We start from the raw sequence: 25,539 nt of genomic DNA on the forward strand, positions 1-25,539 counted from the left end.
CCCATATAAAATTCGACTTTTTTCTATTTAAAACAACATAATCAAAGCTGGTAGTATGTCTCTTTATTACCTCAAAAACAAAAAGACCCTAACATATTAAACATCTATAATACGTTAGGGCCTTTATTTTTTTAGGATAATTGTCTTAATAAGATATAGGTAATTCTGTTTCTCTATATTCATTATACTAATACATTTGTAAGGAATACAATGAGCGCTGTTAATACTGCTGCTCCACTCGCCGATCCTAATAAGTCCATTTTTGTTAGTTGTAATACTTCTTTGTTTTCCATATTCCCCATTCTCCTTTCAGCTTTATTTTGCACTCTTCATTCTGCTCTATTACTTGTACAAAACTTCTATTATACTAATACACTTGAAAGAAATACGATTAATGCTGTTAATACTGTTGCTGCTCCTGCTGATCCTAAGAAGTCCATTTTTGTTACTTGTAATACTTCTTTGTTTTCCATGTTTCCCATTCTCCCTTCAATTCATAACTTTATTTTTATTTGGTACTGTCCGTTCTACTGCTTGTACAAAGTTTCTATTATACTAAAACGTTAGAAAAAAGTACGATTAATGCTGTTAATATTGCTGCTCCGCTCGCTGATCCTAATAAGTCCATTTTTGTTAGTTGTAATACTTCTTTGTTTTCCATGCTTCCCATTCTCCCTTCAATTCATAACTTTATTTTTATTTGGTACTGTCCGTTCTACTGCTTGCACAAAGTTTCTATTATACTAAAACGTTAGAAAGAAGTACGATTAATGCTGTTAGTACCGCTGCTCCACCTGCTGATCCTAAGAAATCCATTTTTGTTACTTGTAATACTTGTTTGTTTTCCATGTTTCCCATTCTCCCTTCAACTTATAACTTTCTTTTTATGTGATACGATCCGTTCTACTGCTTATACAAAATTTCTATTATACTAAAACGTTAGAAAGAAGTACGATCAATGCTGTTAATACTGCTGCTCCACCTGCTGATCCTAAGAAGTCCATTTTTGTTACTTGTAATACTTGTTCGATTTTCATATTTACTCTCTCCTTATCAATAGATATTTATATGTAATTTCCAAGAAATGATTAATTCATAGTTTTTATCTTAACGTTACATTAAATTAACTTGTGTAACGTTTGTAACATTAATGTAACATAAGTTTTTTCATACTGCAATATAAATACATAAAATTTATTACATTTTTTTTACGATATTATTAATAATTTTTTATAAACCCCTTTATACAGCGGTTTCCAACACATACACACTTGTAACATTAATGTAACATTGGGGTTACAAATCGAAATAAAACGTAGTAGAACGAGCACCTTTTCAATTTTGCTCCCTCATCATACTCTTTCGGAATCATTTTAAAGTTTGTCTCATTAACATTTCCATAAAGCCCAAGATAAGTTTATATGTTTCCTCAAGATAACTATGTATAATAAAAAACAAAGAGGTGGTCAGTTTGAAATTAATCGCACTAGATATGGATGGTACACTACTATCATCTAATCTTGAAATCTCCAAGGAAAATTTACAAGCTATTCGTGATGCTAAAGCAGCCGGTCATGTTGTAATGATTTGCTCTGGTCGTGCAAAAGAAGATGCTTTAAAACTATTGGAAGAGTATCAATTATCACTTCCAGTTGGAGCAAGCAATGGGGCAATTGTTTACGTTGATGGAAAAGTAATTAACGCACGTTGTTTACAAAATGCTAAAGTATACAAGCTTGCTAAATTACTAGAATCTGAAGGATTTCCATATAAGTTGTACACAAATAAAGGAGTTTATTCTCCTTATAATTGGAATGAAAAAGTAATGCATGCATTCGAAGAAAATAAGCATGCACTTGATGTCACAATTGAAGAACTGGAACGAATTACAGAGAAGCAAAAAAAATCGAACTTAATTACTGATTTCCAAAAAATCGAAGATGTCGTAAATAATCCAGAGTTAGAAATCTCGAAATTCTTTATTTTGACGTTTGACGCAGAGCATCGCTCACAACTACTACAGTCTTTACAAGAAGATAAAGAAATTATGGTTACAGCATCAGCTCCGACAAATTTAGAAATTATGGACAAGTATGGTCATAAAGGAAATGGATTACAAGAAATGGCGTCTTATTTCAATATTCCAATTCAAGATACGATTGCCATTGGAGACAACTTTAACGATGTACCAATGTTAGAGGTAGCTGGCCTATCTGTTGCTATGGGGAATGCTGAAGAAGATGTAAAGAAATTATGTGATGTTGTTACATTAACAAATGACGAGCATGGTGTTGCTCATGCAATTGAACAGTATGTACTAAAACAACCATCCTCAAGCAAATAAAAAAGGACTCTTTCATATTTGAAAGAGCCCTTTTTCTTTTACACATGATGACAAGCAACGAGATGCCCTTCCCCAACATCACGAAATTCTGGTACAGCTTGCTTACAAATATCCGTTGCAAACGGGCAACGTGTATGAAAGCGGCAGCCTGAAGGTGGATTCGCTGGACTTGGAATATCACCTTGCAAAATAATTCGTTCTCGCTTAACAGTGGGATCAGGAATTGGTACAGCTGATAACAGCGCTTTCGTATATGGATGAAGCGGATTTGCAAACAACTTGTCACGGGGAGCTGTTTCCACGATTGTCCCTAAATACATAATTCCAATTTTTGTACATAAATGTTCGACAACACTTAAATCATGTGAAATAAATAAATAGGATAAACCTTTTTTCTCTTGTAATTCACTGAACAAGTTTATAATTTGCGCTTGAATAGATACATCTAATGCTGCAACAGGTTCATCAGCAACAATAAATTCTGGATTTAATACCATCGCCCTTGCAATAACAATACGCTGGCGTTGTCCTCCCGAAAACTCATGCGGATAACGATCAATATGATATGGTGCTAAACCACATAGTTCTAATACTTCTAACACTTTTTCACGAACATTCTCTTTCGTAGCTAAGCCATGTGCTAGCATTGGTTCACCAAGTGCTTCTCCAATTCTCATCCGTGGATTCAATGAACTAAACGGGTCTTGGAATACAAGTTGCATATTAGGACGATACTTTCGTAATTCCTCTTTCGATAACGTATGAACATCTTGCCCTTTAAATTTCACTTCACCTTCTGTTTTTTGAACGAGACGAAGAATAGTTTTACCAATTGTCGTTTTTCCACTTCCAGATTCACCTACTAGACCAAACACTTCACCTTTATTAATCGTAAAGCTTACTCCGTCTACTGCTTTTACATGCCCAATCGTTCTACCAAATACGCCGCCCTTAATCGGAAAATGCGTTTTTAAATTCTTCACTTCTAATAAAGGTTCACTCATTGCTCTGCACGCTCCTCATATAACCAGCAAGCTACTTTATGATGATCTTCATGCACTCCAAGGCCTGGCGCCTCATTCTTACATATATCCATGCAACGTTCACAGCGACCGCTAAAGTAGCAAAATTCATCTAAACCAACTAAGTTTGGAACTTGCCCCGGAATCGAATAAAGTTTATCTGTTCGTTTCCCCATTACCGGCTTTGATTTTAATAATCCTTTTGTATATGGGTGTTTAGGATTTTGAAATAGCTCCAGTACAGGTGCTTCTTCAATGACTTTGCCACCATACATTACAACAACATAATCTGCCATTTCTGCTACAACACCTAAATCATGTGTAATTAATAAAATAGATGTTTTAAATTCTTCTTTTACCTGTCTTAATAAATCTAGTATTTGTGCCTGAATTGTAACATCTAGTGCTGTTGTGGGCTCATCAGCAATTAGTAATTTAGGGTTACAACTCAGTGCAATCGCAATCATGATCCGTTGCAACATCCCACCGCTTAGCTCATGGGGATACGAATGAACAATTTCATCAGAACGTGCAATACCAACCTTACGAATTAATTCAATAGCTTTTTTATATGCTTCATTTTTACTAAGGAGCTCATGCTCTCTTAACGTCTCAACAATTTGTTCTCCAACAGTAAAAACTGGGTTAAGAGATGTCATTGGTTCTTGAAAAATCATCGCGATATCATTTCCTCTTAAACTTCGGAGTTCTTTCTCTTTCATCCCCAAAAGACTTTGGCCTTCATAAAGAATATCACCACCAACAATGCCGCCAGATTCCGCAATAAGTCCCATAATAGATAAAGCCGTTACACTTTTCCCACAACCTGATTCTCCCACTACACAAACTGTTTCACCTTCTCGTACAGAAAAGCTAACATGATTCACAGCTTTTACTGTACCTTCTTCCGTATGAAAGTGTGTTTGTAAATCTTTTAGTTCTATTACTGCTTTACTCATGATTCCTCACCTACCGCTTCATTTTTGGATCTAATGCATCACGAAGTGCATCACCAAGTAAATTAATTGATACAACTGTTATAAAAATCGCAAAACCAGGCGGTATCCATAACCATGGACGTTTTTGGAAATCAATTAATGAGTTTGCTGCACTAATCATATTTCCCCATGATGGCGTAGGTGGAACAACCCCAAGACCTAAATAACTTAATGCTGATTCACTTAAAATAGCTCCCGCTACACCTAACGTTGCCACAACAATTAATAAAGGGAATACATTCGGAATTAAATGATGTACAACCTTCCGGTAATCCTTTAATCCTAATACATCAGCAGCTTGCATAAATGATTGTTCTCGAAGTGTTAAAATTTGTCCTCGTACCAGACGTGCAAGTCCCGGCCATCCAATCAAACTTAACATGATCATAACAACATAAAGTCGATATTCAGATGGAAGTTTCCATTCTGATAAGATAGCACCCATAATGATAAGTAATGGTAATCCCGGAATAGACATTAACACGTCTGCAATACGCATAATAATATGATCTACAATACCACGATAAAAACCAGAGATAGCTCCTAATAATGCACCGAGTATGACGGATAGTAGCATCGAAGCTAAACCAATTGTTAATGAAATTCGGCCAGCTTGCATTAATCTCGTTAAAATATCTCTTCCCAATTGATCTGTGCCAAGCCAATGTGAAAAGTTTGGTGGTTTATTAATTTGTGTTACTTGAATTGTTCCAGAAACATATGGTGAAAAAAATGGTCCAATAAAACAAAATACAAACATAAAAATCAAAGTATAAAATCCAAATAGTGCTAATTTATTTTTCTTAATTCTAGTAAATGCTTGTCGCCATGGCGAAGTCAAATTTCCTTTTCTCTTTTCTTTCTTCTTTACCGTTACAATAGTCTCCATCTTTCTCCCTCCTTACTTTAATCGAATACGCGGATCGACAATCGCATAAACGATGTCTGCTAAAAAGTTTGCGATAATTGTTAGGCAAGAGAGAAACATTGTAAATGCCATTAATACCGTATAATCCCGAAAACTTAACGCTTCTAATTGAATGGTCCCAATTCCTGGCCAGTTAAAAATTTGTTCAATAATAATTGCACCAGAGAACAATCCCGGCAATTCAAATGCAAGTAATGTGATTGCTGGTAAAATCGCATTTTTTAGTGCATGTTTATAAATAACGGCTTTTTCTTTCAATCCTTTTGCACGTGCAGTACGGATATAATCCTGTCTTACGACCTCAAGCATGCTCGTTCTAAAATAACGAGTCAATGAGCCGACACCAAGGAGTGTTAAAATAAATACCGGTAAAATCATGTGCCTTAGTACTTCCAATATGTACGTAAAACCCGTCGAATTACTTCCTATATCAATCATCCCACCAATCGGTAATAAATGAAGATCAACAGCAAATGCTTTAATTAAAAATAGACCGATAAAGAATGATGGGAATGACATCGCTGCAAAAACACCGATTGTTACAAGTGCGTCAAACCATGAATGTTGCTTTGTTGCTGAAATAACACCCACAATAAGTGCAATGATCCAAGTAAAAAATAAAGCTGCAACAGCAACAATAAAGGTATTCCAAATAAATTTATTAAGTAATGATGTAACAGGCTCTTGGTATTGCAGCGAGAAACCAAAATCACCATGTAGCGCATTACCTAGCCAATGAAAGTATCTTTCTATAATAGGTTTATTTAATCCATACAATTCTCTTAATTCCTGTGCACGTTCTGGCGTTAACTTTGGATTCGAATCAACATAATCTCCCGGCAGAAGAGCAAATAAGAAAAAAATAATAATAGATGTACCAAACAAAGTAGGAATCATTTGTAGAAACCTACGAATGAGATATGTTTTCACCTTTTGTCTCCCCAATCATAGTTACTTAAAAATAGAAGAACATTTTTTCAAAACAGCAAGAACTAACAACTGTATGAAAAAACGTCTTCTATTCATTAATTACTTATCTCTATTGTTCAATAGATAAAACAGGTAAGTTTGAACTAATGCTATCGTATTTTTCTGGATTAATTCCTTTTACACGTGCATTGTGTGCTGAAATACTTTTACGGTAATTTAATAAAATGACAGGGGGATCATCGCTTAATTCTTTATATAATTCTTTATAAATAGGTTTTCTTTTTTCAATATCAACTGTTTCAATACCTTTTTTAATTAATTCATCCACTTTTTGGTTACTATAACCCGCTGAATTATCTGGATGCGTAGATTCAAACTCACCTACAGGTTCACTCGGATCAGAAATGATCGATGTTGCAACAGCTGCTAAATCATAATCAAACTTTCCAACTTTCGAAACAAGTGTATTAAAGTCCATGATTTCTGGATTAAATTCCACACCTAACGCCTTATAATTCTCTTTCGCAATTGGTATAAACACCTCTTCTTGCTTTCTTCCACTTGCCGCATAATAACTCAACTTTAATTTCTGCCCATCTTTTTCACGAATACCATCAGATCCAACTTTCCAACCAGCTTCATCTAACAATTTTTTTGCTTTCTCTACATTGTATTCGTATTGATTTATACCCTTATCATCATATGCCCATGATGTTGGTGAAATCGGTATATTCGCAACAGAAGCATTCCCTTGGAAGTATGTATCTACATATTTTTTACGATCTAATCCGTAAATAAGCGCTTGCCGTACTTTTTTATCTTTTAAGTATGGCTTCTTATTATTAAAGTAAACGAATGAGTATGAGCTCACTGTTTCAATATTGAAATTAGCAAAGCCTAAGCTCTTTAATTGTTCAATATTGTCATTATTCGCAGCAAACCCATCATAGTCCGTTTCTCCTGTTTGGAATAACTGGAAATTCGTGTCAGGTGTTGTAATTTTATAAATAAAGTTTTTAACTTTTGGCTTACCAGCATAATAATGTTCATTTGCTACAAATCTTACCTCTTGACCTGGGACATACTTTTCAAATTTATAAGGCCCTGCTGCCATTGGTTTACCATATAAATCTTTTAAATAGTTTAAGCTAGTATTTTGCTTATAATCTTTTCCATAATAAGCCTTAGATAAGACAGGTCCTCCCAAGTTTACTAACGCTTGTGAGTTTACTTTTTCCGTCGTAATTTCAATTGTTTGCGGATTAACAACTTTAATCCCTTCAATCGATGTAGCTTTTCCTTCTTTATAATCTTTTCCACCTTTAATTGCATATTGTAAAATATCTGTACCACCCTCATAAGCCTTATCATGTAGCAATGTTAATGTAAATGCTACATCATCTGCTGTTAACGGTGAACCATCACTAAATTTTAAATCTTTTCGTAAGTGAAACGTATACTTCAATTGATCAGAAGATACATCCCATTTCTCTGCAAGCTCTGGAACTGGTTTCCCTTGCTTATCTGTTGATACAAGAGACGCAAATATAACTGATGTTACGTTACCGTCCCAACCATTCTCTTGGAAATAAGGTAAGAACACACCACCAGGTTTTGAAATCCCTAAAATAAGTGTATCTTTTCTCTGCTTCGCTTTCTCAGGATTTTTTGATTTATCTGTCGCTGCAACCTTCTCTATTTTTAAATCTTTCACATCCTGCTGTTTCGCCGGCTCTGTCGAAGCCTTATCCTCTTGTCCCCCACAAGCCGATAACACAAGCGAACTACTCAGTAAAACAGAAAACACACCAGCCCATTTTTTTGTCTTTTTCTTCATTGTCCCCACCCTAACTTTTTTTAATAATTACACCTTATGAACTGCTTGCCTTATATATGCCTCCCACAGCAACATTTTATAACCCCATCGGAAAAGTCGGTTTTAAATACAAAAAAATAGATGTTTAGAGGGGTGATAATCTTATTCCGACCTTTCCGCTAGACTTTATGGTTATTAGCTTATATTGTTCGTTATATTTTGTCAATTCTTTCTATTTAAACATTTCAAGATTTTTATAAAAGCTATTGCTGGATCTTTAATTTAGGTAGACTTAACAATATTCCATTATAATCATCTTCCTGTAATCCTTGTATTCTCGCATTATGTGCAGACACAACCTTACTATTATTTTTACTATGAAGAAACGATTAAAAAAATAATTCTATTATTCAGTGGACGAGCATAGAATGCTAACAAACTACCAAAAAGGGGGGCGAAAATATGGACAAACTATTCCAATATGTTCTGCACTATGTTGCATTAACACTCATGATCGTCGGGGCATTACTACTATTTCCGTTCTTCCCAAGGTTCGTCCTCTTTTTAGCATTTCTCTTTATGCTCGGAATTGCGATTGCTATTTCTATAGGGGAAGACGATACACAAAAAGAAAGCAGAGTTCAGCGGGCGAAGCTGTAGACTCTGCTTTCTTTTTTCAATCATAACGTATTCTTGTTAAACCGATTATAAAGAATACACCAGCAAATAACATAAGTATACCAATATATCCTGCTATATCTGCCAATGTCCCTCCTCTTGCAATCAATTCGGTAAACCCGCGCATTGCCCAAGTTTGAGGAACAAAGTTCGCTGCGGTTTGCATCCATTCTGGTTCTATTTCAATTGGCCAATACAGCCCACTAATCATGCAAGTTGAAATAACAACGATATTACCTAAAGCTGACTGCTGCTCCGTTGTTTTCACAATACTTGCTAATAATAGTGCTAAACCAATGACCGCTAACAATAACACTGAGACAAGTATGATTATCCCTAGTAGATTTCCCCACTGTACATCGAACAAAACATTCGTTAATACCATTAAAGTTCCAAATTGAATCCATCCAATTAAAAAGAAGGAAAGTATATATCCCCCAAGTATTTGAGCCTTTGAAACAGGCGTTCCTAATAAACGATACCAAACGCCAAGTTGTCTTGATTTTAAAATTGTTCCTGTCGCACTTAGCATCACAATCATTACAAAAAGAATAGAAAACCCTGCTGCTCGCCCTGTTACGTTATTCAGCTTTTTCTCCCCAGGTACAATGGATTCCTTTTGAAGTGAAACTGGTTCTACCTTTGTATGAATCGTTTCATACATCTTTTCCCAAGACATTCCTCCTTTTTTCTCTGAATCCCTTGCTGCCGCTACTTCTATTTCCATCTTTTTCATTGTACTTTGTAATACTTGTTCTACAGAGGCTCCTCCCGTGAAATCAGCACTTGATTGGAATTTAACCTTCTCTATCTTCCCGTCCGTCATACTCTTTTGAAATTCTTTTGGAATTGTCACAATACCTGAGGATTTCTTATTTTCGATTTTTTGTTTCGCTTCCTCATACGTTACCTTTTCTATAGAAATTAAATCACTTTTCTTTATTTCCTCATAATAGGAGTTGGATAATGTAGATCCATCTTGGTCTACTAAACTAATATTTACTTTCTCGTTTCCACTTCCACCTAAAAGTCCGCCAAAAATGAGTGTGAAAATAATCGGCATTCCGAACATGAGTGTATAGCTTTGTGGCTTAATTAAGATTTGTTTTAACTCTAACCAGCAAAGCGCCCAAACTTTCTTCATGATTTCTCCTCCTATCTCGTACGCAAACGGAAGGTTCCGATGATAACGGAAGCAATACCCGCACTAGATAAACTTAATATAACTGGAAGTAACGCATACCATGATGTACCCGACATAATGTTTAAAAAACTTGTAAGTGCCCATTTATTCGGAGCGATGTTAGCAATTGTTTGAAGAGTATCCGGAAATGCATAGATTGGTAACATAGATCCGCCTAATATAGCTAACAACTGAATTCCAATGCCACCCATTAAATCCGCTGTTTTTTCTTCACGAATAAATGCTGCGATGAGCATAGATAAGCCAGAAACACAAATTGCATAAGCAATTCCTACTACTACAATTTGTGAAACATCTTCACCCCAATTCACATGAAATGCGTAATAAGTAGCAACTACAAATACTCCAAATTGAATACAAGCAAATAGTAATGTACCTAAAAATTTACCTAATAATATGGCAAAAGAGCTTGCCGGTGTACTTGATAATCTTGCTAATGTTTCAGTTCGTTGCTCTGTTATAATAGATTTTGCTCCTACTGTTATGTTATATAGTAAAAACATCACTAACATTGCTGCAGCATAATATTGCATCGCAGCCACTGTTTTTTTGCCGATTGTTCCTTTTTCAATTCCATCCGTATTCGAAGCCGCCACTGCTTGTAAATTAGCACTTACCTCTTTTGCAACCTGTTCTATATTTCCTGGCTGTGCCTTTGCTAAATCTGTTGCGACAGTCTTATTAGAAACGGCAACTGTTTGCACACGCTCTGAGAAGGAACGAATAAGCGATTCAGCTATTTTTGCTTGTATATCTTTTGATGGATCAGTAATCAATTTGGGTTCTTTTAATTTTCCATCCTTTATATGTTCACTCCACTCGTTTGGGATAATCATTCCAACATCAATTTTCTGTTTTCTTAGCAGATCCTCCAGCTCTTTTTGTGAAGCTACGACCTCTACCTTCACATCATCCTTAATCTCTTTTGAATGCAATACATCTTTTTGAAATATATTTGCAAACTCATCTGTTCCTTCTTGATAATAACCAATCACCGTTTTAGGTAATCCACCACTATCTAATATGTTACTTAGTGCTGATCCTAAAATAGCCGTTAATAGAAGTGGCATAAGTAACATCATCATAAATCCACGCCGATCTATTAAACGAATTTTTAAATCTTTCCATGCAATAATAAAACTTTTCATGAGTTCCTAACCTCCTTAATCACGAAGTGAACGCCCTGTTAGCTGTAAAAAGAGAGCTTCTAAATTTGGCTCTTGTACTTCAAGCTTTAAAATTTGCACATGATTTTCTACTACGATCGAAACAACCGTACCGACAGCTTCTCCAGTCTTCAGTCCAATATCGAGTGTATTCGTATCCTCATCAATGATAATCCGTTCTACAGTGGGAATTTCTTTTACTTTCTGCAGTACTCCTGGCTATAACGATTCAGTTGTAACTTCACCATAAAGCCATCAGCAAGACGATTACATAACTCCGTTTTCGTTCCTAGTGCAATTACCTTTCCATAATCAACAATTGCAATTCGTTCACATAAATACTCCACTTCTTCCATGTAATGGCTCGTATAAATGACCGTCATACCTTTCTCATTTAATCCTTTTACCGTCTCTAAAATATGATTCCGTGATTGTGGATCAATCCCGACTGTCGGCTCATCCATAATTAATAACTCTGGTTCATGCATAAGTGCCGCACCAATGTTAATTCGGCGTTTCATTCCACCTGAAAATGTTTCAATTTTGTCCTTTGCGCGATCCTGTAAACCAACATATGCTAATACCTCGTCTGCTCGTTTCTTTGCAATAGCTCCACTTAAACCATACATTTTCCCCCAAAAGATTAAATTTTCTTTCGCAGATAGCGTAGGATATAAAGCAATATCTTGCGGGACAATACCGATCTTCCTTTTCGCATCTAATGGATATTCTTTTACAGATTTCCCCCCAACTTTTATATCACCGCCATCATATGGAATAAGCCCACAAATCATTGATATCGTCGTCGACTTTCCTGCACCGTTTGGACCAAGCAAACCAAATGTTTCTCCTTTCTTAACTTCAAAAGATACATTCTTTACAACTTCCTTCTTTCCAAACGACTTTGTAATATGATCTACGACTAACATGCCGATTCAGCCCCTTTGCATTAATCTACAATTTCATTGTAAAAAAACATCCTCTTTCTTCCATCACCCTTAAGATAGAAATGCAAAATAAAAAAGCAGCATAATTTGCTGCTTTTTTATTTTTCTCTATGCCAAAAGTCATGTGTATGTTGTAATACCGTATCTTACTGCATATATAGCTGCTTGTGTCCGATCCCTCAGCTCCAGCTTACTGATTAAGTTAGAAACATGATTTTTTACGGTTCCCTCTGTAATAAACAATTTCTCAGCAATTTCTTTATTATTTAATCCAAGGCCTATTTTTCTTAATACATCTATTTCACGCTCTGTTAATTGTTCCACTTGCTTTGGCTGATTTTGCTCTGATATTTCCACTACTTTTGTTCTTTTTAGTTCCTTCACAATTTGCGCTGTTATATCTTGTGGCAATACCGCTCCCCCTGCATGGACCGTTAATATTGCCTGAACAATTGCATCTGTCTCCATATCTTTTAATAAGTAACCGCTCGCTCCTTGCTCTAATGCTTCAAAAATGAGTTCACTATCATTAAATGTCGTCAGCATAAGAACCTTCATATCAGGGAACCTTTCCCTTATTAAGCGAGTCCCTTCAACGCCATTTATACGAGGCATTCGAATATCCATCAAAATAATTTCAGGTTGTAATTGTTCTGCTATTCGAACTACTTCATCCCCATCATTTGCTGTTCCCACCACTTCAAGTTCTGAACGTAAATTTAATAGCATTGCTAAACCATCACGAATAAGTGACTGATCATCAACGATCATAATACGAATCATTTCGTTCCTCCTATTACCCACGTCTTTTCCTTAAGTGGAAACTCAATCTGTAATCGAAAACCCTTCTCTTTTTCACTTTCAAATCGAATGATCCCACCATGTTCTTCTACACGTTCTTTCATATTTATTAAACCAAAACCAGGACTCACTTCATTTACACCAATACCATTATCCGTAATCGATAGCATGACCTTCCCATCCAAACACAATAAGCTAACTTCACATAAACTCGCTTTTCCATGGCGTTTTACATTTGTTAATGACTCTTGCATAATACGCAACAAAGTAGGTTGTAATGACAATGGGATTATAATTGGATCTCCCTGTAAATGAAAGGTTACTTGTACTTTGGTTACCTTTGAAAATTCATTTAACATTCCTTTCATATTTTCTATTATGTTCCCTAGATCTCTTTCTTCCTTCAACGCACGAACTGAAGCTCTTACCTCTTGAAGGGATTTTCTAGCTAATTCATGGCATGTATGTAAAACTTCTTCTGTAGCATCTGACTTTTGCTTCCATAAAGCCTCTGCAAGCTGCAATTGAACAAGTAAAGCCGTCATATTATGACCAACTGTGTCATGAATTTCTCGGGCAATACCGTTCCTCTCCCGAACTGTAGTTAGTTCTTCTACTTCTTTCGCATAAAGCTGTAATTGTTCATGCGCTTCTTTTAGAGCTATATGTGATAACGTCAATTTTTCATATTGATCGTCGACAGTTTGGCGGGCTACTGTCAGTTTTTTAATTAAGTTCCCGGATAAAGCACTGAAGACAACGAACATAAAATTAATAGCATTACTATCAACTTCTATCTTTCCAGTATATTGATACGTATATAGTAAAATAGCAGACCAACATACAAAGAAAAAACTCACAAAAAAATATACAACTGCTTTTCGCCACGTATGAATAAATACTCCTACCGCATCAATCCCAAATATAATTAAATACAAACATGTCTCGGGAAATAAAAAACCTAGTAGTGCTGTAACTACTCCATTTGAGAGGAATACATAAAATTCAAGCCTTCTCCCTTGATGTGGTTGTATAAGTAAAACATGATTTATAACGTACATTAAACATGCAATACCAACAAATATTTGTAACCCTACTGTTTCACGTGAAACATGATTTATATATACCATGCAAATCATAACAATCGTAATGAGACGTGCATACCTTAACATAAAATTCTCCTCGCGTTTTTGAACTATTGTTTTAAATCATACCAACATGTAAAAAATCGTTTTCACAATATAACATAAAGAAAATTATACCATTTCCATCTCGAGTTAACGGGTATTAATAGAAAAACAAGTCACCTCCACATCTCCTAAGAGGATGACTTGTTTTTCTTTCATCTATTCCATCATACTATCTAATCGATTATATAATTCCGCCCGTAATCGTTCTTTTTCTGTTTTTTCTTTATATAACCGTTCTAACTTTTCAACATTGCTTGTTTCTTCCATTGTGCACTCCAGCGCATATATATCTTCTTCTATATACATAAGCTTACCTTCAATTTCTTCTATACCAATAGATTCCTTCTTTTTTACATTCATTACTTTAATTTTTGGAACCTCTTGTTGTTTCACTTCTTCTTTCTCTATTCTCTCTTCCCATTTCTGACGTGCCCATGCATAGTTCCCCGCAAATTCAAACAATGTATGTTCATCGATCCAATATGTTTTCTCAAACAATTTATTTAAAAAGTAACGGTCGTGTGAAACAGCAAGAATGGTTCCATTATATTGTTCGAGAGCTTCTTCCAGCACTTCCCTTGATTCGATATCAAGATGGTTTGTGGGCTCATCTAGCACAAGGAGGTTTATATCTTGATACATAAGCTGTGCCAAACGTAATCTCATTCGTTCACCACCGCTAAGCTGATTGACCTTTTTAAAAACGGCTGGACCATAAAATAAAAAACGAGCTAATATGTGCCGAGCTTCTCCTTCTGTTACAGCTACATGCTCCCGGAATGCTTCTAATACATCATATTTTACATTCTCATATGCATGCTGCGATAAATAACCGATTTTCACACTACTACCGATTCTGATCTCCCCAGCATCTGGTTTCATTTCTTCTAATAGCAATTTTAATAATGTTGTTTTTCCTGTACCGTTACGTCCAACAATAGCTGCACGCTCTTGAAAACGCACATGTAAATTTGCTCCCTCAAATAAAATACGCCCAGCAAAATTTTTGCCAACTTCCTTCATTACAATAACATCTTTTCCGCTTCTCTCTTGTCCTTCAAACTGAAGCCCCATTTGTTTTCTTTCTAAAATTGGCTTCTTTAACTTTTCCATCCGTTCTAACGCGCGTTCCATATTTCTAGCACGTTTATGCAGTCCTTCATTCGGAGGATTCGCTTGATTCGCCCATTCCCTTAAACGTTTAATTGCTTCTTTCATTTTCTTTATTTTCTTTTGCTGTTCTTGATAAGATTGGAACTCTTGGAGTAATCTTTCTTCCTTCTCCTTCACAAACTGTGAGTAGTTCGTATGATATACATGAATTTCTCCGTCTTCCAAGTCAAAAATTTTCGTAACGACTTCATCAAGAAAATAACGATCATGTGAGATCACAACAACTGTTCCTGTATACTCTTTCAAAAATTGTTCGAGCCATTCTACTGCAAATAAATCTAAATGGTTCGTCGGTTCATCTAACAGTAGTAAATCTGGTTTCTTGAGCAGCATATAAGCAAGACTTACTTTCGTCTGCTCCCCGCCACTCAGTTCAGCAAAAATTCGAGAAAATAGCTCCGTTATTTGTAAACCATTTGCTACTTTCATGATGTTCGCTTCTATTTCATAACCACCTAAAAACGAAAATTGTTCTTGCACTGCGCCATACTTCTCCATTAACCTCTCTAAACTAGTTGGATCGTGTTCCTCCACCATACTTTTCTCTAAATTTCGCATGTTTCTTTCTAATTCTTTCTCTTTTACAAAGGCAGCGCTCAATACATCATATACATTCGTTTCACCAGCAAACTTCGGAATTTGTGCTACATGACCAACACGTGTCCCTTTTTTCATATGAATTGCTCCAGCATCTACATTCTCTATTCCTGTTAATAGCTGAAAAATTGTGGTTTTTCCGCTACCGTTTCTGCCAACTAATCCAATGCGTTCACCATTTTGTATTTCAAGCGATATATTTTCAAATATGATGTTCCCACCAAAAGATTTCGTTACATTGTTCACACTACAAATTGTCATTTTCCGTACTCCTTTCAACGTAAAAAAACCATGAGGAAAGAAACTTTCCCCATGGTTTTTGGCATAGAAAAAGGAAGCCAAATAGCTCCCTTTTCACACGTTTTATAAAATGGGTGAAGAGATTTCTATCGTTCAATAACTGCTATGCAATTGCTAAAAAAGGGCATACGTATCCCGTTAGCAATCACATCATGAAAAATCGCACGACAAAAATAGATAAAATCTAAAAATTTTGCGCGTGCAGCTAAAGAACGTTTCATCTCATTCACTCCTTTCGTACGGAATTTAATACTTACTCCTTTATTATACTTCCCCATTTGATGTTTGAATAGTCATTTTTCTGAAAATAATGAATATAGACTAAACATTTCAACAAATTACATCCAATCTTACACAACTGTTATGTTCACGTAATGGAAAGCAATAGTACGAAATCGTGCCTCCTTATACAATAAAGATGTAAGCAAGAGGTAAACAAAAAGAGGAAACAGTCCTGATGAAAGAAATCGTAAAAGCAGTCTTCGAGGTGTTAGTAAACGGACAAGCAGTTGTAAAAGAACTAAGCCGACTATAAAAGGAGGAATAAAAATGATGAACATGGTAAAAATGATTCTCCACGCTTTAATTGATGCAAAAGCAGTTAGCCAAGAATTAAATGAACAATAAAAAGGGGAAAATGAATATGAAGAAAGCCATCTTTGCAATTGTAGGTACATTCTTTGCCTTACATGCACTGAAAAATAGAAAAAAGAAACAAAATGAAAATACTCTATATTATCCATACACATTATTACAAAAAAAATAAAAGACAAGATACCCAAGTACAATTAGGATATCTTGTCTTTTGTTTTTTCTATTAAAAATTGTTGTTCTACAATCTTTTTATAATACGCATGATGTTTCATTAATTCTTCATGTGTACCAGTTCCAGTGATACTTCCATTCTCCAACACAAGAATGTTATCGGCTTGTATGACTGTTGATAAACGATGAGCAATAACACATGTCGTTCTACTCGCAAATACATTTTCAATCGCCCTTTGTATTTTCACTTCGGATTCCGAATCTAGACTTGCCGTTGCTTCATCTAATAATAGAAATTCTGTATCACGTAAAAGGGCACGCGCAATAGCAATTCGCTGTTTTTGACCACCAGATAATTGATTTCCACGCTCTCCAACCTCTGTTTCATATCCATCAGGAAATTCAATGATAAATTCATGTGCATTCGCAAGCTTTGCTGCCTGAATGATCTTTTCTTGTGAAACAGTACGTTTCATACCATATGTAATATTTTCTGCGATTGTCCCAGATAATACAGGGGCCGCTTGGGCAACATAACTAAAATGCTTTCGCCATGCTTCTATATTCATGCCACGATAAGAATTTCCATTTAATAAAATATCCCCATCTGTTGGTTCATAAAATCGTTCCATCAACGAAAAGATTGTACTCTTCCCTGCACCACTTGGTCCTACAAGTGCTGTTGTCGTACCTTTTTTCACTGTAAATGAAATATTTTTTAAAATTGGACTTTGCTCATTGTAATGAAAACTTACATTTTGAAATGTTAATTTTTCTGGTACATCAACTTTTTGCGAAAGAGAAACATGTTCTTCTTCTTTTTCATGTAATATTTGAAATAGGCGCCGTGTAGAGCCTTTTGCCTCTTGAAAACTCGTTACAAACTGGTTCATTTGTACAAATGGCATTAAAATTTGAAACAGATATAAAATGAACGCTATTAATTCACCAGATGAAATATATCCTCGATCAACTCGCCAAACGCCAAACCCTACAACACTCATTAACACTACTAATGTACACATTCCTAAAATTGGGCCTAAAACGGATTTGATTTTGGCCTGCTTCATCCCATATTGAAATAAATTTTGAAATTTATGTTGGCCCCTTTTATATTCAATCCCTTCCGCATTATACGATTTAATTAGTTTGATTTCACCTAATGTCTGTGATAAAAATGCCGTTAGCTCCGACATTTGCTTCTGTTCTCGATCAGATAAGTCAGCAAGCTTTTTTCCAAGCGGTAAAACAACCAGTAAAGTAATAGGCACAGCTGACAATAAAACAAGTGTCATCGGAACGTCTAACATAAATAAGATAATAATGGATACAACGATTGATAATACATTGGTAATAAGTTGGACAATTTCATCAGAAATTAACGTCATTAATACTGTTGTATCATTCGTTACGCGGCTTACCATCTCACCAGATTGATTTTTATCGTAATATCCTACCGGAAGGCTTAATAATTTCCCCCATACTTTCCCTCTTATCGTCCGTACAATTCCTTCTCCAACTCGAGACAGCATATACATAGAACTAGCTTCGCCTAGAAACTCAACTAGTAATAATCCAGCAATCAATCCTAACGTCGAAAAGGAGAAACCGTTTGAAAATCCTTCCATTAATTCTTTAATTAAGAGCGGGATACCTAGTCCAGCAATTGTTGATAGTATTGAAAAAAACAACCCTATTGCAAATAATTTTTTTGACGGATTAGCAGTCCGCCATATATCACGAAATGATACATTTTTCTGTTCTCCCATCTTCTATCTCCTTCTTTTACCATTTCCTCCTTTTCCACTATACAGGATTTCCCTTTCCCTTTCACGAATATAGTAGACGGGAATTTCACATATATTTTTAAAGGGGTATATACGAATGGATACACAACAACTTTATTTTTTAAATGATATTGGCAAGCAAAAACCAGAGAGCGTCCGTAATAAAAATACAGCTTGTCCTTTTTGCGATACGGAAAACCTCACTGACATTTTAGAAACGGAAGACTCTATTATTTGGTTGAAAAATAAATTTCCAACATTGAAAGATACGTTTCAAACTGTTCTTATAGAAACAGATAATTGTGATGATCATATTGCGACCTATACACCTGAACACATGAAAAAGTTAATTCGTTTCTCTATTAAGCATTGGTTAGCTTTAGAAAAGAGCAACGAATTTACTTCTGTTATTTTATATAAAAATCACGGTCCATTTTCAGGCGGAAGTTTGCATCATGCACATATGCAAATTATCGGAATGAAATATGTAAACTACCTAGAAAACATAGTACCTGAAAACTTTCAAGGCGTTACCGTAAAAAAGGATGAACAAATTGAACTTAATATTTCTACACGGCCAATTATCGGTTTTACCGAATTTAACATTGTCATTGAAGACATAAAAACCATCGACACCATGGCACATTATATTCAGCAAACTGTGCGTTACATACTAACGGGCTTTCATAAAGGTTGTAGCAGCTATAATTTATTCTTCTATCACCTTGATGAAAAAATTATTTGTAAAGTTGTTCCTCGTTTTGTTGTTTCACCATTATATGTCGGGTATAAAATCCCTCAAGTTTCTACAAAGTTGGAAGATGTAAAACAGCAGCTGGCAAATTATTTTACAGTTTCATTATGAGAGATGAAACCAAATGAATTATATCGTTAGAAAAGAAGCTTACATTTTAAATATGTATACACTCCCAGAATACCGTGGAAATGGTTTAGCAAAAAAACTACTCGAACACTGCATAGAGGAATGTGAAGAAAACAGCGTAAAACGAATATGGCTTCATTCTTCCAAAGATGGTGAGTTGCTATATAAAAAGATGGGATTTACTTATAAAGAAAATGAAATGGAACTTTTTTTATAAAAAAATAGAGTAGGTGCTTAGCATCTACTCTTTCATTGTTCCTTTATTTCGATAGTACACGTTCTCTAGCCCAACGTTATACTTCATATTTTGATCCGTCCACTCAGGTCCTAAATTACCTGGCCATCCAGACGTATTTGCTATATATTTTAGTAACGCTAAATCTGTTAAACCTTTTTGCACACCTCTTTTATACCCTTTCATTAAATGAGGCATCGCAATTTGGGCATTTGTCCGCGGGTCCTTCAATTGCTCGTCCGTTAAGTGATCAGGAGCAAGTCCCCCACCTCGGTGTAACTGAAACAATCCAAAAGAAGTGCCATTGTCTCCAACACTTCGTGGGTTCAAACGACTTTCATGCTCGGCAATTGTAAGAGGTATCCATTCTGGAAGATTTACTTTCTTTGCTTCTTCAGTAATAATTTGTTTCATCTGTTTTGCTTCCTCTGAGTCAACATAACTTGTTTGATTCGTCAATCTTTCCATTCCTTCAGACTCTCCTTGGAAATACAAATACATTCCAAGAACAACTAAAAATCCTACAAAGAATTTTTTCACTACCTCTACCTCTTTCTCCGCTGAAATTTGTCCCCTTTCAGCCTTTCCTTACAATTACCTGCAATCTATCACCCTGTTACTCTTAAATGATATCAAACGAAGCGCTATCTTAACATCGTGCTTTAGACTGATTTTCTGAAAATCAATAGTAAAATATTATAAAAAATGTAACATCCCTATCCTACTTCTTATGTATGTAATTTTTACCAATACCTATTTTAAATGGATTCTTTCCCTTTGTATATAATTGTAAATTGAATTCTACACAAAGAATAGGGGACTACCTACATGAAAAGCCAAAAACAGAAGTCATTTTTCCCCATAAAACCGAAACGTATTTTGATATATTTGCTCTGCAACCTTCTCCATAGAAATATTTTTTATCAAGCTAATTTCTTTTAACACACCCTCAATCATACCCGGATGCGTCATAATATTTTCTTGAAATTTCCAGGGTCCATCTGTTTCCACCATCATATATTCTAGCGGATAAAACGAAACGATTTTTCTAATTTTCTCCTTCTTCATAACATCTGGCGTAATTGAAATAAAGTAGCCATTTTGAATCATCCGCTCCATCGTTTCTTTACTCCCCTTAAACCAATGAAAATGCGCACGTGATATCTCATACTGTTCCAGTAAATCACATACAATATCAGCGTCTTCATAAACTGCATGTAAAACAATCGGTAAATTGAACCTTTTTGCAAGTATTATAAATCTCTCTAATACTTTTATATAAGGATCTAATACGATATCTTTCTTTTCTTGCCTTAAATAATAGGGCAGACCAATCTCACCTATGGCAACAAGCCGTCCTACATTTGCCTCAATTAACTTATAAATTTGTTCACATTCTTTTTGGTTAATCGGCTGTTCTGGATGAAAACCAAGTGCCGGATGTACAAATGGATGTTGTCTTGCTAAAGATAATGTTTGTTGACAAGAATGATAGTTCATTGATACCGCAATCAGTCCATCAATCTCAGTACTTCTTTTTACATCATCAATTAGTTTCATTTGCTCTTTATTCTTATATTGGTCCAAATGTATATGACTATCAATCCACTTCATCCTATCACCTCTTACATCTATTTTAATACGCCGCTTCAGATTAAGGGCAATAAAAAACAAGAAGGAATCTCCTTCTTGTTTTTTCATCTATATTATTTAACAATTAAATTTGTAATTATGTCAAAAAGTCCAACACATACGACAGCAACAGTAAAGTAGCTACAGAAATCTTTTATCGGAAACTTAACTACTTCTTTTTTTTGCATCCCATTCTTCTCCCTTCTGATTATCTTCCCTAATTTTTTATCTTTTTTTATTATGCAGAAAATATGACAAATAAGCTATCGAATTAACTTACGAAAACCTTACAATATTGTAAGGTTTAAAAAAATAGCCTCATCTCATAAAGAGATAATGGCTATGCAATAGTTGGTTTTAAAACATTCATCACTATTCCAGACAGAAAGTTGTATGTTCAAACTCCCTACTTGTATTGTAATAGAATTCACAAATGACAACTATCGAATTAACTTACATGTACCTTACAATGTTGTCATAAAAAATATTACTTTTAACAAATTAGATGCAATCGGAATTGCTAGCAGTGTGGCTCTTCTTACGGATTTCATTTCTGCTGCTACAGTTAGCTTAGTATAAACTTATGTCCGCTTTCTTGTTATACAGTTAAAATTCCCTAAATTCCATACTCTCTGTCTTGTTAAAACTTATTTTATATAGTAAACGTATATTTAAATACTAACACCGGAAAATTTCTTCTTTAAATGATTTATATGTAATAAAAAACACTGTAACATACTCAGTATGTTACAGTGTTTTATCTTGTCACCAATAGCTTACTTCTCGCCTGCACAGGAATATTTTGAGCCTCAATCTCTACCAATGATTCACCGTAACGTCCTTTTGCGGTAATTTTCAATGCCTCATTTCGTTTTAACATGTGCTTCACTGTTTTCTTTATCGTCTGTGCCCTACCTTTTTCATCATATGCAACAAACTCATATTCATATCGTTCATCACCAATATGTTGACCTATATCATTCACAATCGTGTAATATTCTTTTGTTTTACAAAATGGATTATATTTATCAATTACTGGTCCCAGTTTTGTTGGTAGTAGTAAGATAATAACAGCTACCAGCGCAATTCCAGTAATAATTACTCGCTTTTTCACTCTTCCCCACTCCAAGGTAGATTCCTCCTCCACACAATATGTGTAGTTTTCTATACACTTATTTTAAAGAGAAGGACTTAATTCCGCCATTGAATCCTATTACATTCCCCTTACATTTTTGTAAGAATTCGAATGAAATTTTATATGATTTTTAACAATTTGTGAACCCTCCAAAACTGTGATAAACATCACACCCTCTACTTTCCAAAGATTCTATAATACAAGTATACAAGTTTGTTAAACATTTCACATTTAAGAGGGGAAATGAATATGAAAAAGCGTTTAGTTATGATCGGGAATGGTATGGCTGGTATACGCTGCATTGAAGAAATTTTAAAACTAGATCCAGCGCTTTATGATATTACTATTTTTGGTGATGAACCTCATCCAAACTATAACCGCATTATGTTATCTCACGTCTTACAAGGAAAAACAAATATCCAAAATATCATTATGAATGAATACAGTTGGTACGAGGAAAATGATATTACGCTGTATACAAATGAAAAGGTAATAAATATTGATCGGGAAGAACAAGTCATCGTTACAGAAAAGAACCGTATTGTCACATATGACAAGCTCATTATCGCAACAGGGTCCGGCGCTTTCATCTTACCTGTTGAAGGCTCACAACTTCCAGGTGTAACAGGCTTTCGTACAATTGAAGATACACAATTTATGCTGGATGCTGCTAAGCGATATAAAAAGGCTGTCGTCATTGGCGGGGGATTACTCGGTTTAGAAGCCGCACGAGGGCTTATTGACTTAGGAATGGATGTTCACGTTGTTCATTTAATGCCTTACTTAATGGAGCAACAACTCGATGCCAAAGCCGCTTCATTACTGCGTGAAGACTTAGAATCACAAGGTATGAAGTTTCTTATGGAAAAGAAAACAGTGAAAATTCTTGGTACTGACCGTGTTGAAGGTATCCAATTTGAAGATGGGGATGTTGTAACATGCGATTTAATTGTAATGGCTGTTGGGATACGTCCAAATACACATTTAGCAAAAGATGCTGGTTTAATTGTAAACCGTGGCATAGTTACAAATAACTATATGCAAACAGATGATGAATCAGTCTATGCGGTTGGTGAATGTGCAGAACATGACGGTATTGCCTATGGTCTTGTTGCCCCATTATATGAACAAGGGACCGCACTGGCAAAGCATATAACGAATTCACAAACAGATGGATATGCAGGTAGCATCGTCGGTACACAACTTAAAGTTGCAGGATGCGATTTATTCTCTGCTGGACAAATTTATGAAGATGACGTAACAAAAGCAATCTCAATCTTTAATGAGTGTACGCGTTCCTATAAAAAAGTATTAATCCGTGACAATAAAGTCGTTGGTGTTGTTTTATATGGAGACACTGCTGAAGGTACACGCCTCTTTAGCATCTTAAAAAAGGAAGAAGATATACAAGAATACACACCCGTCTCCCTTCTTCACAAAGCTGGTGAAGAAAGCGGACTTGACGTTGCCAGTATGAGTGCTAATGATACCGTTTGTGGATGTAACGGCGTGACAAAAGGAACAATTGTTCATGCTATTTTAGAACAAGATTTAACAACTTTTGAAGAAGTAAAAGGATGTACAAAAGCTGCCGGTTCATGTGGTAAATGTCGTCCAGTTGTTGAACAAATTTTATCTCATACTCTCGGGGATAGCTTCGATGCATCTGCTCAATCCGTTGGTATATGTGGATGTACAACTTTATCACGTGATGAAGTTGTCACAGCGATTCATGAGAAAGGTTTAAAATCGCCAAAAGAAGTACGAAACGTCCTTGGCTTCGCACATGAAGATGGCTGTTCAAAATGCCGCCCTGCATTAAATTACTATTTACGTATGACACGCCCAGAAGAATATGCAGATGATAAATCATCCCGCTTCGTTAATGAAAGAATGAATGGCAATATTCAGCATGATGGTACATTTTCTGTTATTCCTCGTATGTACGGCGGTGTTACTACGGCAGATGATTTAATGAAAATTGCTGAAGTTGCTAAAAGATATGATGTGCCGCTTGTAAAAATAACAGGTGCAAGTCGAATCGGCTTATATGGTGTTAAGAAAGAAGATTTACCAAAAGTTTGGGCTGACCTCGATATGACTTCTGGTTATGCCTATTCGAAATCCCTTCGCAATGTAAAATCATGCGTCGGCTCTCGCTTCTGCCGCTTTGGTACAAAAGATTCATTAGGGCTTGGTATGTTACTTGAACAATCGTTAGAAATGGTAGATACACCTCACAAAATGAAAATGGGTGTAACTGGTTGTCCACGTAACTGTGCAGAAGCATTAACAAAAGACTTTGGCGTCGTTTGTGTTGAAAATGGCTTCCAACTTTATATTGGTGGCAACGGTGGTACAGAAGTGCGTGAAGCTGATTTTGTAATGATTGTCCCTACAGAAGAAGATGTACTTCGCATTGCCACAGCTTACGTACAACATTACCGTGAAACTGGTATTTACGGCGAACGAACAGCCCCTTGGGTAGAACGAATGGGATTAGCTCATATAAAAGAAGTACTGCAAGATGAAAGCATGGTTACTATGCTAAATGAACGTTTCCAAAAAGCGCGTAACACATATGAAGAAGCTTGGGGACAAGCACTGGAAACTAGGTCATTAAAAGCCATGTATGAAGTAGAAACTGTAAAGTAAGGAGCGATCTACATGTTGCAAACAAAAGAAAAAATAAAAATAATGCATGCAGAAGACCTTCCTGTGCAAATCGGTAAGGAAGTGCGCATTAAGGATATATCCATCGCCTTATTTCGCCTTTCAAATGGTGATATTCGCGCTGTAGAAAATCGATGCTCTCATAAAAACGGACCTTTAGCCGAAGGAATTGTTTCTGGAGAATTCGTTTTCTGTCCATTGCATGACTGGAAAATTTCATTAATAACAGGTGAAGTTCAAAAGCCTGATGATGGTTGTATCCAAACATATGAAGTAGAAGTTATTGATGGTGATATTTATATATATATGTAACTTGTACAGGGAAGCCCTTTTTG

At 35.5% G+C, this 25,539-nt stretch carries 28 protein-coding genes and 2 pseudogenes; 8 read left to right on the plus strand and 22 right to left on the minus strand.

Features of this window, described 5'->3' with window-relative positions; translation table 11 throughout:
- Positions 1 to 182 precede the first annotated feature (182 nt).
- From JDS96_RS13070 to JDS96_RS13090, 5 genes are all read right to left on the minus strand, one after another.
- The gene (locus JDS96_RS13070; protein ID WP_199667078.1) at positions 183 to 293 is read right to left on the minus strand and encodes a DUF3948 family protein; all 111 of its coding nucleotides are present in this window, start codon (positions 291 to 293) and stop codon (positions 183 to 185) included.
- A gap of 69 nt (positions 294 to 362) precedes the next feature.
- Positions 363 to 482, minus strand: coding sequence for a DUF3948 family protein (locus tag JDS96_RS13075; RefSeq protein WP_199667079.1), 120 nt, complete (start codon positions 480 to 482; stop codon positions 363 to 365).
- 68 nt (positions 483 to 550) lie between these two features.
- Positions 551 to 661, minus strand: coding sequence for a DUF3948 family protein (locus JDS96_RS13080; RefSeq protein ID WP_018767135.1), 111 nt, complete (start codon positions 659 to 661; stop codon positions 551 to 553).
- A 77-nt stretch (positions 662 to 738) separates the two neighbouring features.
- Entirely contained in the window at positions 739 to 849 is a 111-nt protein-coding gene (locus JDS96_RS13085) for a DUF3948 family protein (protein ID WP_018782014.1), read from the minus strand.
- 77 nt (positions 850 to 926) lie between these two features.
- Positions 927 to 1,037, minus strand: coding sequence for a DUF3948 family protein (locus tag JDS96_RS13090; RefSeq protein ID WP_018782013.1), 111 nt, complete (start codon positions 1,035 to 1,037; stop codon positions 927 to 929).
- Between the two features lie 434 nt (positions 1,038 to 1,471).
- Between JDS96_RS13090 and JDS96_RS13095 the strand changes: the two genes are divergently transcribed.
- The gene (locus JDS96_RS13095; protein WP_374220997.1) at positions 1,472 to 2,344 is read left to right on the plus strand and encodes a Cof-type HAD-IIB family hydrolase; all 873 of its coding nucleotides are present in this window, start codon (positions 1,472 to 1,474) and stop codon (positions 2,342 to 2,344) included.
- Between the two features lie 38 nt (positions 2,345 to 2,382).
- Here the strand turns inward: JDS96_RS13095 and JDS96_RS13100 are convergent, their stop codons facing one another.
- The 6 genes and pseudogenes from JDS96_RS13100 to JDS96_RS13125 form a co-directional block, all read right to left on the minus strand.
- Positions 2,383 to 3,348 (minus strand): ABC transporter ATP-binding protein, encoded by a 966-nt coding sequence (locus JDS96_RS13100; RefSeq protein WP_098124773.1) that lies wholly within the window; start codon positions 3,346 to 3,348, stop codon positions 2,383 to 2,385.
- Positions 3,345 to 4,325: an ABC transporter ATP-binding protein gene (locus JDS96_RS13105; protein ID WP_018767138.1), complete on the minus strand. Its 981-nt coding sequence runs from the start codon at positions 4,323 to 4,325 to the stop codon at positions 3,345 to 3,347. The genes JDS96_RS13100 and JDS96_RS13105 overlap by 4 nt, the downstream gene beginning before the upstream one ends.
- A 10-nt stretch (positions 4,326 to 4,335) precedes the next feature.
- Positions 4,336 to 5,253 (minus strand): oligopeptide ABC transporter permease, encoded by a 918-nt coding sequence (gene opp4C / locus JDS96_RS13110; protein WP_199667081.1) that lies wholly within the window; start codon positions 5,251 to 5,253, stop codon positions 4,336 to 4,338.
- A gap of 12 nt (positions 5,254 to 5,265) precedes the next feature.
- A complete protein-coding gene (locus JDS96_RS13115; protein WP_199667082.1) occupies positions 5,266 to 6,222 on the minus strand; it encodes an ABC transporter permease in 957 nt (318 codons plus the stop codon).
- A 109-nt stretch (positions 6,223 to 6,331) separates the two neighbouring features.
- Positions 6,332 to 8,059, minus strand: a complete 1,728-nt coding sequence (locus JDS96_RS13120) for an ABC transporter substrate-binding protein (RefSeq protein WP_199667083.1) — start codon at positions 8,057 to 8,059, stop codon at positions 6,332 to 6,334.
- Positions 8,060 to 8,301: 242 nt separating this feature from the next.
- Positions 8,302 to 8,409, minus strand: a pseudogene (locus JDS96_RS13125) (oligopeptide-binding protein oppA); the annotation flags it as partial.
- Between the two features lie 91 nt (positions 8,410 to 8,500).
- On the opposite strand from JDS96_RS13125, the gene JDS96_RS13130 reads away from it, so the two are divergent.
- Positions 8,501 to 8,698: a hypothetical protein gene (locus tag JDS96_RS13130; protein WP_018767142.1), complete on the plus strand. Its 198-nt coding sequence runs from the start codon at positions 8,501 to 8,503 to the stop codon at positions 8,696 to 8,698.
- Positions 8,699 to 8,714: 16 nt separating this feature from the next.
- Here JDS96_RS13130 and JDS96_RS13135 read toward each other — a convergent pair whose 3' ends face one another.
- The 7 genes and pseudogenes from JDS96_RS13135 to JDS96_RS13165 all read right to left on the minus strand — a co-directional run bounded on the left by JDS96_RS13135 (position 8,715) and on the right by JDS96_RS13165 (position 16,315).
- Positions 8,715 to 9,860, minus strand: a complete 1,146-nt coding sequence (locus tag JDS96_RS13135) for an ABC transporter permease (protein ID WP_199667084.1) — start codon at positions 9,858 to 9,860, stop codon at positions 8,715 to 8,717.
- An 11-nt stretch (positions 9,861 to 9,871) separates the two neighbouring features.
- Positions 9,872 to 11,068, minus strand: coding sequence for an ABC transporter permease (locus JDS96_RS13140; RefSeq protein ID WP_199667085.1), 1,197 nt, complete (start codon positions 11,066 to 11,068; stop codon positions 9,872 to 9,874).
- A gap of 15 nt (positions 11,069 to 11,083) precedes the next feature.
- Positions 11,084 to 12,015, minus strand: a pseudogene (locus JDS96_RS13145) (ABC transporter ATP-binding protein).
- Between the two features lie 138 nt (positions 12,016 to 12,153).
- A complete protein-coding gene (locus JDS96_RS13150; protein ID WP_199667086.1) occupies positions 12,154 to 12,816 on the minus strand; it encodes a response regulator in 663 nt (220 codons plus the stop codon).
- The gene (locus JDS96_RS13155; RefSeq protein WP_199667087.1) at positions 12,813 to 14,006 is read right to left on the minus strand and encodes a sensor histidine kinase; all 1,194 of its coding nucleotides are present in this window, start codon (positions 14,004 to 14,006) and stop codon (positions 12,813 to 12,815) included. Before JDS96_RS13155 ends, JDS96_RS13150 begins: the two co-directional genes overlap by 4 nt.
- Before the next feature lie 174 nt (positions 14,007 to 14,180).
- On the minus strand, positions 14,181 to 16,055 hold the full coding sequence (gene abc-f / locus JDS96_RS13160) for a ribosomal protection-like ABC-F family protein (RefSeq protein WP_199667088.1): 1,875 nt from the start codon (positions 16,053 to 16,055) through the stop codon (positions 14,181 to 14,183).
- 125 nt (positions 16,056 to 16,180) lie between these two features.
- Positions 16,181 to 16,315 carry an RAxF-45 family protein gene (locus tag JDS96_RS13165; RefSeq protein WP_018767146.1) on the minus strand — a complete coding sequence of 45 codons (135 nt, stop codon included), beginning with the start codon at positions 16,313 to 16,315 and terminating at the stop codon, positions 16,181 to 16,183.
- Positions 16,316 to 16,731: 416 nt separating this feature from the next.
- Between JDS96_RS13165 and JDS96_RS13170 the strand changes: the two genes are divergently transcribed.
- Positions 16,732 to 16,860: a hypothetical protein gene (locus tag JDS96_RS13170; RefSeq protein WP_026008686.1), complete on the plus strand. Its 129-nt coding sequence runs from the start codon at positions 16,732 to 16,734 to the stop codon at positions 16,858 to 16,860.
- A gap of 22 nt (positions 16,861 to 16,882) precedes the next feature.
- Here JDS96_RS13170 and JDS96_RS13175 read toward each other — a convergent pair whose 3' ends face one another.
- The gene (locus JDS96_RS13175) at positions 16,883 to 18,628 is read right to left on the minus strand and encodes an ABC transporter ATP-binding protein (RefSeq protein ID WP_199667089.1); all 1,746 of its coding nucleotides are present in this window, start codon (positions 18,626 to 18,628) and stop codon (positions 16,883 to 16,885) included.
- 115 nt (positions 18,629 to 18,743) lie between these two features.
- On the opposite strand from JDS96_RS13175, the gene JDS96_RS13180 reads away from it, so the two are divergent.
- Positions 18,744 to 19,511 (plus strand): DUF4931 domain-containing protein, encoded by a 768-nt coding sequence (locus JDS96_RS13180; protein ID WP_199667090.1) that lies wholly within the window; start codon positions 18,744 to 18,746, stop codon positions 19,509 to 19,511.
- Between the two features lie 13 nt (positions 19,512 to 19,524).
- On the plus strand, positions 19,525 to 19,746 hold the full coding sequence (locus JDS96_RS13185) for a GNAT family N-acetyltransferase (protein ID WP_006093134.1): 222 nt from the start codon (positions 19,525 to 19,527) through the stop codon (positions 19,744 to 19,746).
- 24 nt (positions 19,747 to 19,770) lie between these two features.
- Here JDS96_RS13185 and JDS96_RS13190 read toward each other — a convergent pair whose 3' ends face one another.
- Together JDS96_RS13190 and JDS96_RS13195 are read right to left on the minus strand one after the other, a co-directional pair.
- Complete coding sequence (locus tag JDS96_RS13190) at positions 19,771 to 20,304, minus strand: transglycosylase SLT domain-containing protein (RefSeq protein ID WP_006093133.1); 534 nt, start codon at positions 20,302 to 20,304, stop codon at positions 19,771 to 19,773.
- 309 nt (positions 20,305 to 20,613) lie between these two features.
- Positions 20,614 to 21,378: a TatD family hydrolase gene (locus JDS96_RS13195; RefSeq protein WP_199667091.1), complete on the minus strand. Its 765-nt coding sequence runs from the start codon at positions 21,376 to 21,378 to the stop codon at positions 20,614 to 20,616.
- Positions 21,379 to 21,789: 411 nt separating this feature from the next.
- On the opposite strand from JDS96_RS13195, the gene JDS96_RS13200 reads away from it, so the two are divergent.
- A complete protein-coding gene (locus tag JDS96_RS13200) occupies positions 21,790 to 21,975 on the plus strand; it encodes a hypothetical protein (RefSeq protein ID WP_199667092.1) in 186 nt (61 codons plus the stop codon).
- 178 nt (positions 21,976 to 22,153) lie between these two features.
- On the opposite strand, the gene JDS96_RS13205 is transcribed toward JDS96_RS13200, so the two are convergent.
- Positions 22,154 to 22,525 carry a YxeA family protein gene (locus JDS96_RS13205; RefSeq protein ID WP_206777080.1) on the minus strand — a complete coding sequence of 124 codons (372 nt, stop codon included), beginning with the start codon at positions 22,523 to 22,525 and terminating at the stop codon, positions 22,154 to 22,156.
- A 255-nt stretch (positions 22,526 to 22,780) separates the two neighbouring features.
- On the opposite strand from JDS96_RS13205, the gene nirB reads away from it, so the two are divergent.
- Together nirB and nirD are read left to right on the plus strand one after the other, a co-directional pair.
- Entirely contained in the window at positions 22,781 to 25,186 is a 2,406-nt protein-coding gene (gene nirB / locus JDS96_RS13210; protein WP_199667093.1) for a nitrite reductase large subunit NirB, read from the plus strand.
- Between the two features lie 12 nt (positions 25,187 to 25,198).
- Positions 25,199 to 25,516 (plus strand): nitrite reductase small subunit NirD, encoded by a 318-nt coding sequence (gene nirD, locus JDS96_RS13215; protein WP_003194479.1) that lies wholly within the window; start codon positions 25,199 to 25,201, stop codon positions 25,514 to 25,516.
- The last annotated feature ends 23 nt before the right edge of the window (positions 25,517 to 25,539 follow it).

This window comes from Bacillus cereus group sp. N21, from assembly GCF_016483395.1.
In the GTDB taxonomy this organism is placed as follows: Bacteria; Bacillota; Bacilli; order Bacillales; family Bacillaceae_G; genus Bacillus_A; species Bacillus_A pseudomycoides.

Bases quoted from the DNA above. Each gene is read 5' to 3' on its own strand.
- JDS96_RS13070 (WP_199667078.1), bottom strand. From the start codon at position 293: ATGGAAAACAAAGAAGTATTACAACTAACAAAAATGGACTTATTAGGA.
- JDS96_RS13075 (WP_199667079.1), bottom strand. From the start codon at position 482: ATGGGAAACATGGAAAACAAAGAAGTATTACAAGTAACAAAAATGGAC.
- JDS96_RS13080 (WP_018767135.1), bottom strand. From the start codon at position 661: ATGGAAAACAAAGAAGTATTACAACTAACAAAAATGGACTTATTAGGA.
- JDS96_RS13085 (WP_018782014.1), bottom strand. From the start codon at position 849: ATGGAAAACAAACAAGTATTACAAGTAACAAAAATGGATTTCTTAGGA.
- JDS96_RS13090 (WP_018782013.1), bottom strand. From the start codon at position 1,037: ATGAAAATCGAACAAGTATTACAAGTAACAAAAATGGACTTCTTAGGA.
- JDS96_RS13100 (WP_098124773.1), bottom strand. From the start codon at position 3,348: ATGAGTGAACCTTTATTAGAAGTGAAGAATTTAAAAACGCATTTTCCG.
- JDS96_RS13105 (WP_018767138.1), bottom strand. From the start codon at position 4,325: ATGAGTAAAGCAGTAATAGAACTAAAAGATTTACAAACACACTTTCAT.
- opp4C (WP_199667081.1), bottom strand. From the start codon at position 5,253: ATGGAGACTATTGTAACGGTAAAGAAGAAAGAAAAGAGAAAAGGAAAT.
- JDS96_RS13120 (WP_199667083.1), bottom strand. From the start codon at position 8,059: ATGAAGAAAAAGACAAAAAAATGGGCTGGTGTGTTTTCTGTTTTACTG.
- JDS96_RS13130 (WP_018767142.1), top strand. From the start codon at position 8,501: ATGGACAAACTATTCCAATATGTTCTGCACTATGTTGCATTAACACTC.
- JDS96_RS13135 (WP_199667084.1), bottom strand. From the start codon at position 9,860: ATGAAGAAAGTTTGGGCGCTTTGCTGGTTAGAGTTAAAACAAATCTTA.
- JDS96_RS13140 (WP_199667085.1), bottom strand. From the start codon at position 11,068: ATGAAAAGTTTTATTATTGCATGGAAAGATTTAAAAATTCGTTTAATA.
- JDS96_RS13150 (WP_199667086.1), bottom strand. From the start codon at position 12,816: ATGATTCGTATTATGATCGTTGATGATCAGTCACTTATTCGTGATGGT.
- JDS96_RS13155 (WP_199667087.1), bottom strand. From the start codon at position 14,006: ATGTTAAGGTATGCACGTCTCATTACGATTGTTATGATTTGCATGGTA.
- abc-f (WP_199667088.1), bottom strand. From the start codon at position 16,055: ATGACAATTTGTAGTGTGAACAATGTAACGAAATCTTTTGGTGGGAAC.
- JDS96_RS13165 (WP_018767146.1), bottom strand. From the start codon at position 16,315: ATGAAACGTTCTTTAGCTGCACGCGCAAAATTTTTAGATTTTATCTAT.
- JDS96_RS13170 (WP_026008686.1), top strand. From the start codon at position 16,732: ATGAATATGAAGAAAGCCATCTTTGCAATTGTAGGTACATTCTTTGCC.
- JDS96_RS13175 (WP_199667089.1), bottom strand. From the start codon at position 18,628: ATGGGAGAACAGAAAAATGTATCATTTCGTGATATATGGCGGACTGCT.
- JDS96_RS13180 (WP_199667090.1), top strand. From the start codon at position 18,744: ATGGATACACAACAACTTTATTTTTTAAATGATATTGGCAAGCAAAAA.
- JDS96_RS13185 (WP_006093134.1), top strand. From the start codon at position 19,525: ATGAATTATATCGTTAGAAAAGAAGCTTACATTTTAAATATGTATACA.
- JDS96_RS13195 (WP_199667091.1), bottom strand. From the start codon at position 21,378: ATGAAGTGGATTGATAGTCATATACATTTGGACCAATATAAGAATAAA.
- JDS96_RS13200 (WP_199667092.1), top strand. From the start codon at position 21,790: ATGTTCAAACTCCCTACTTGTATTGTAATAGAATTCACAAATGACAAC.
- nirB (WP_199667093.1), top strand. From the start codon at position 22,781: ATGAAAAAGCGTTTAGTTATGATCGGGAATGGTATGGCTGGTATACGC.
- nirD (WP_003194479.1), top strand. From the start codon at position 25,199: ATGTTGCAAACAAAAGAAAAAATAAAAATAATGCATGCAGAAGACCTT.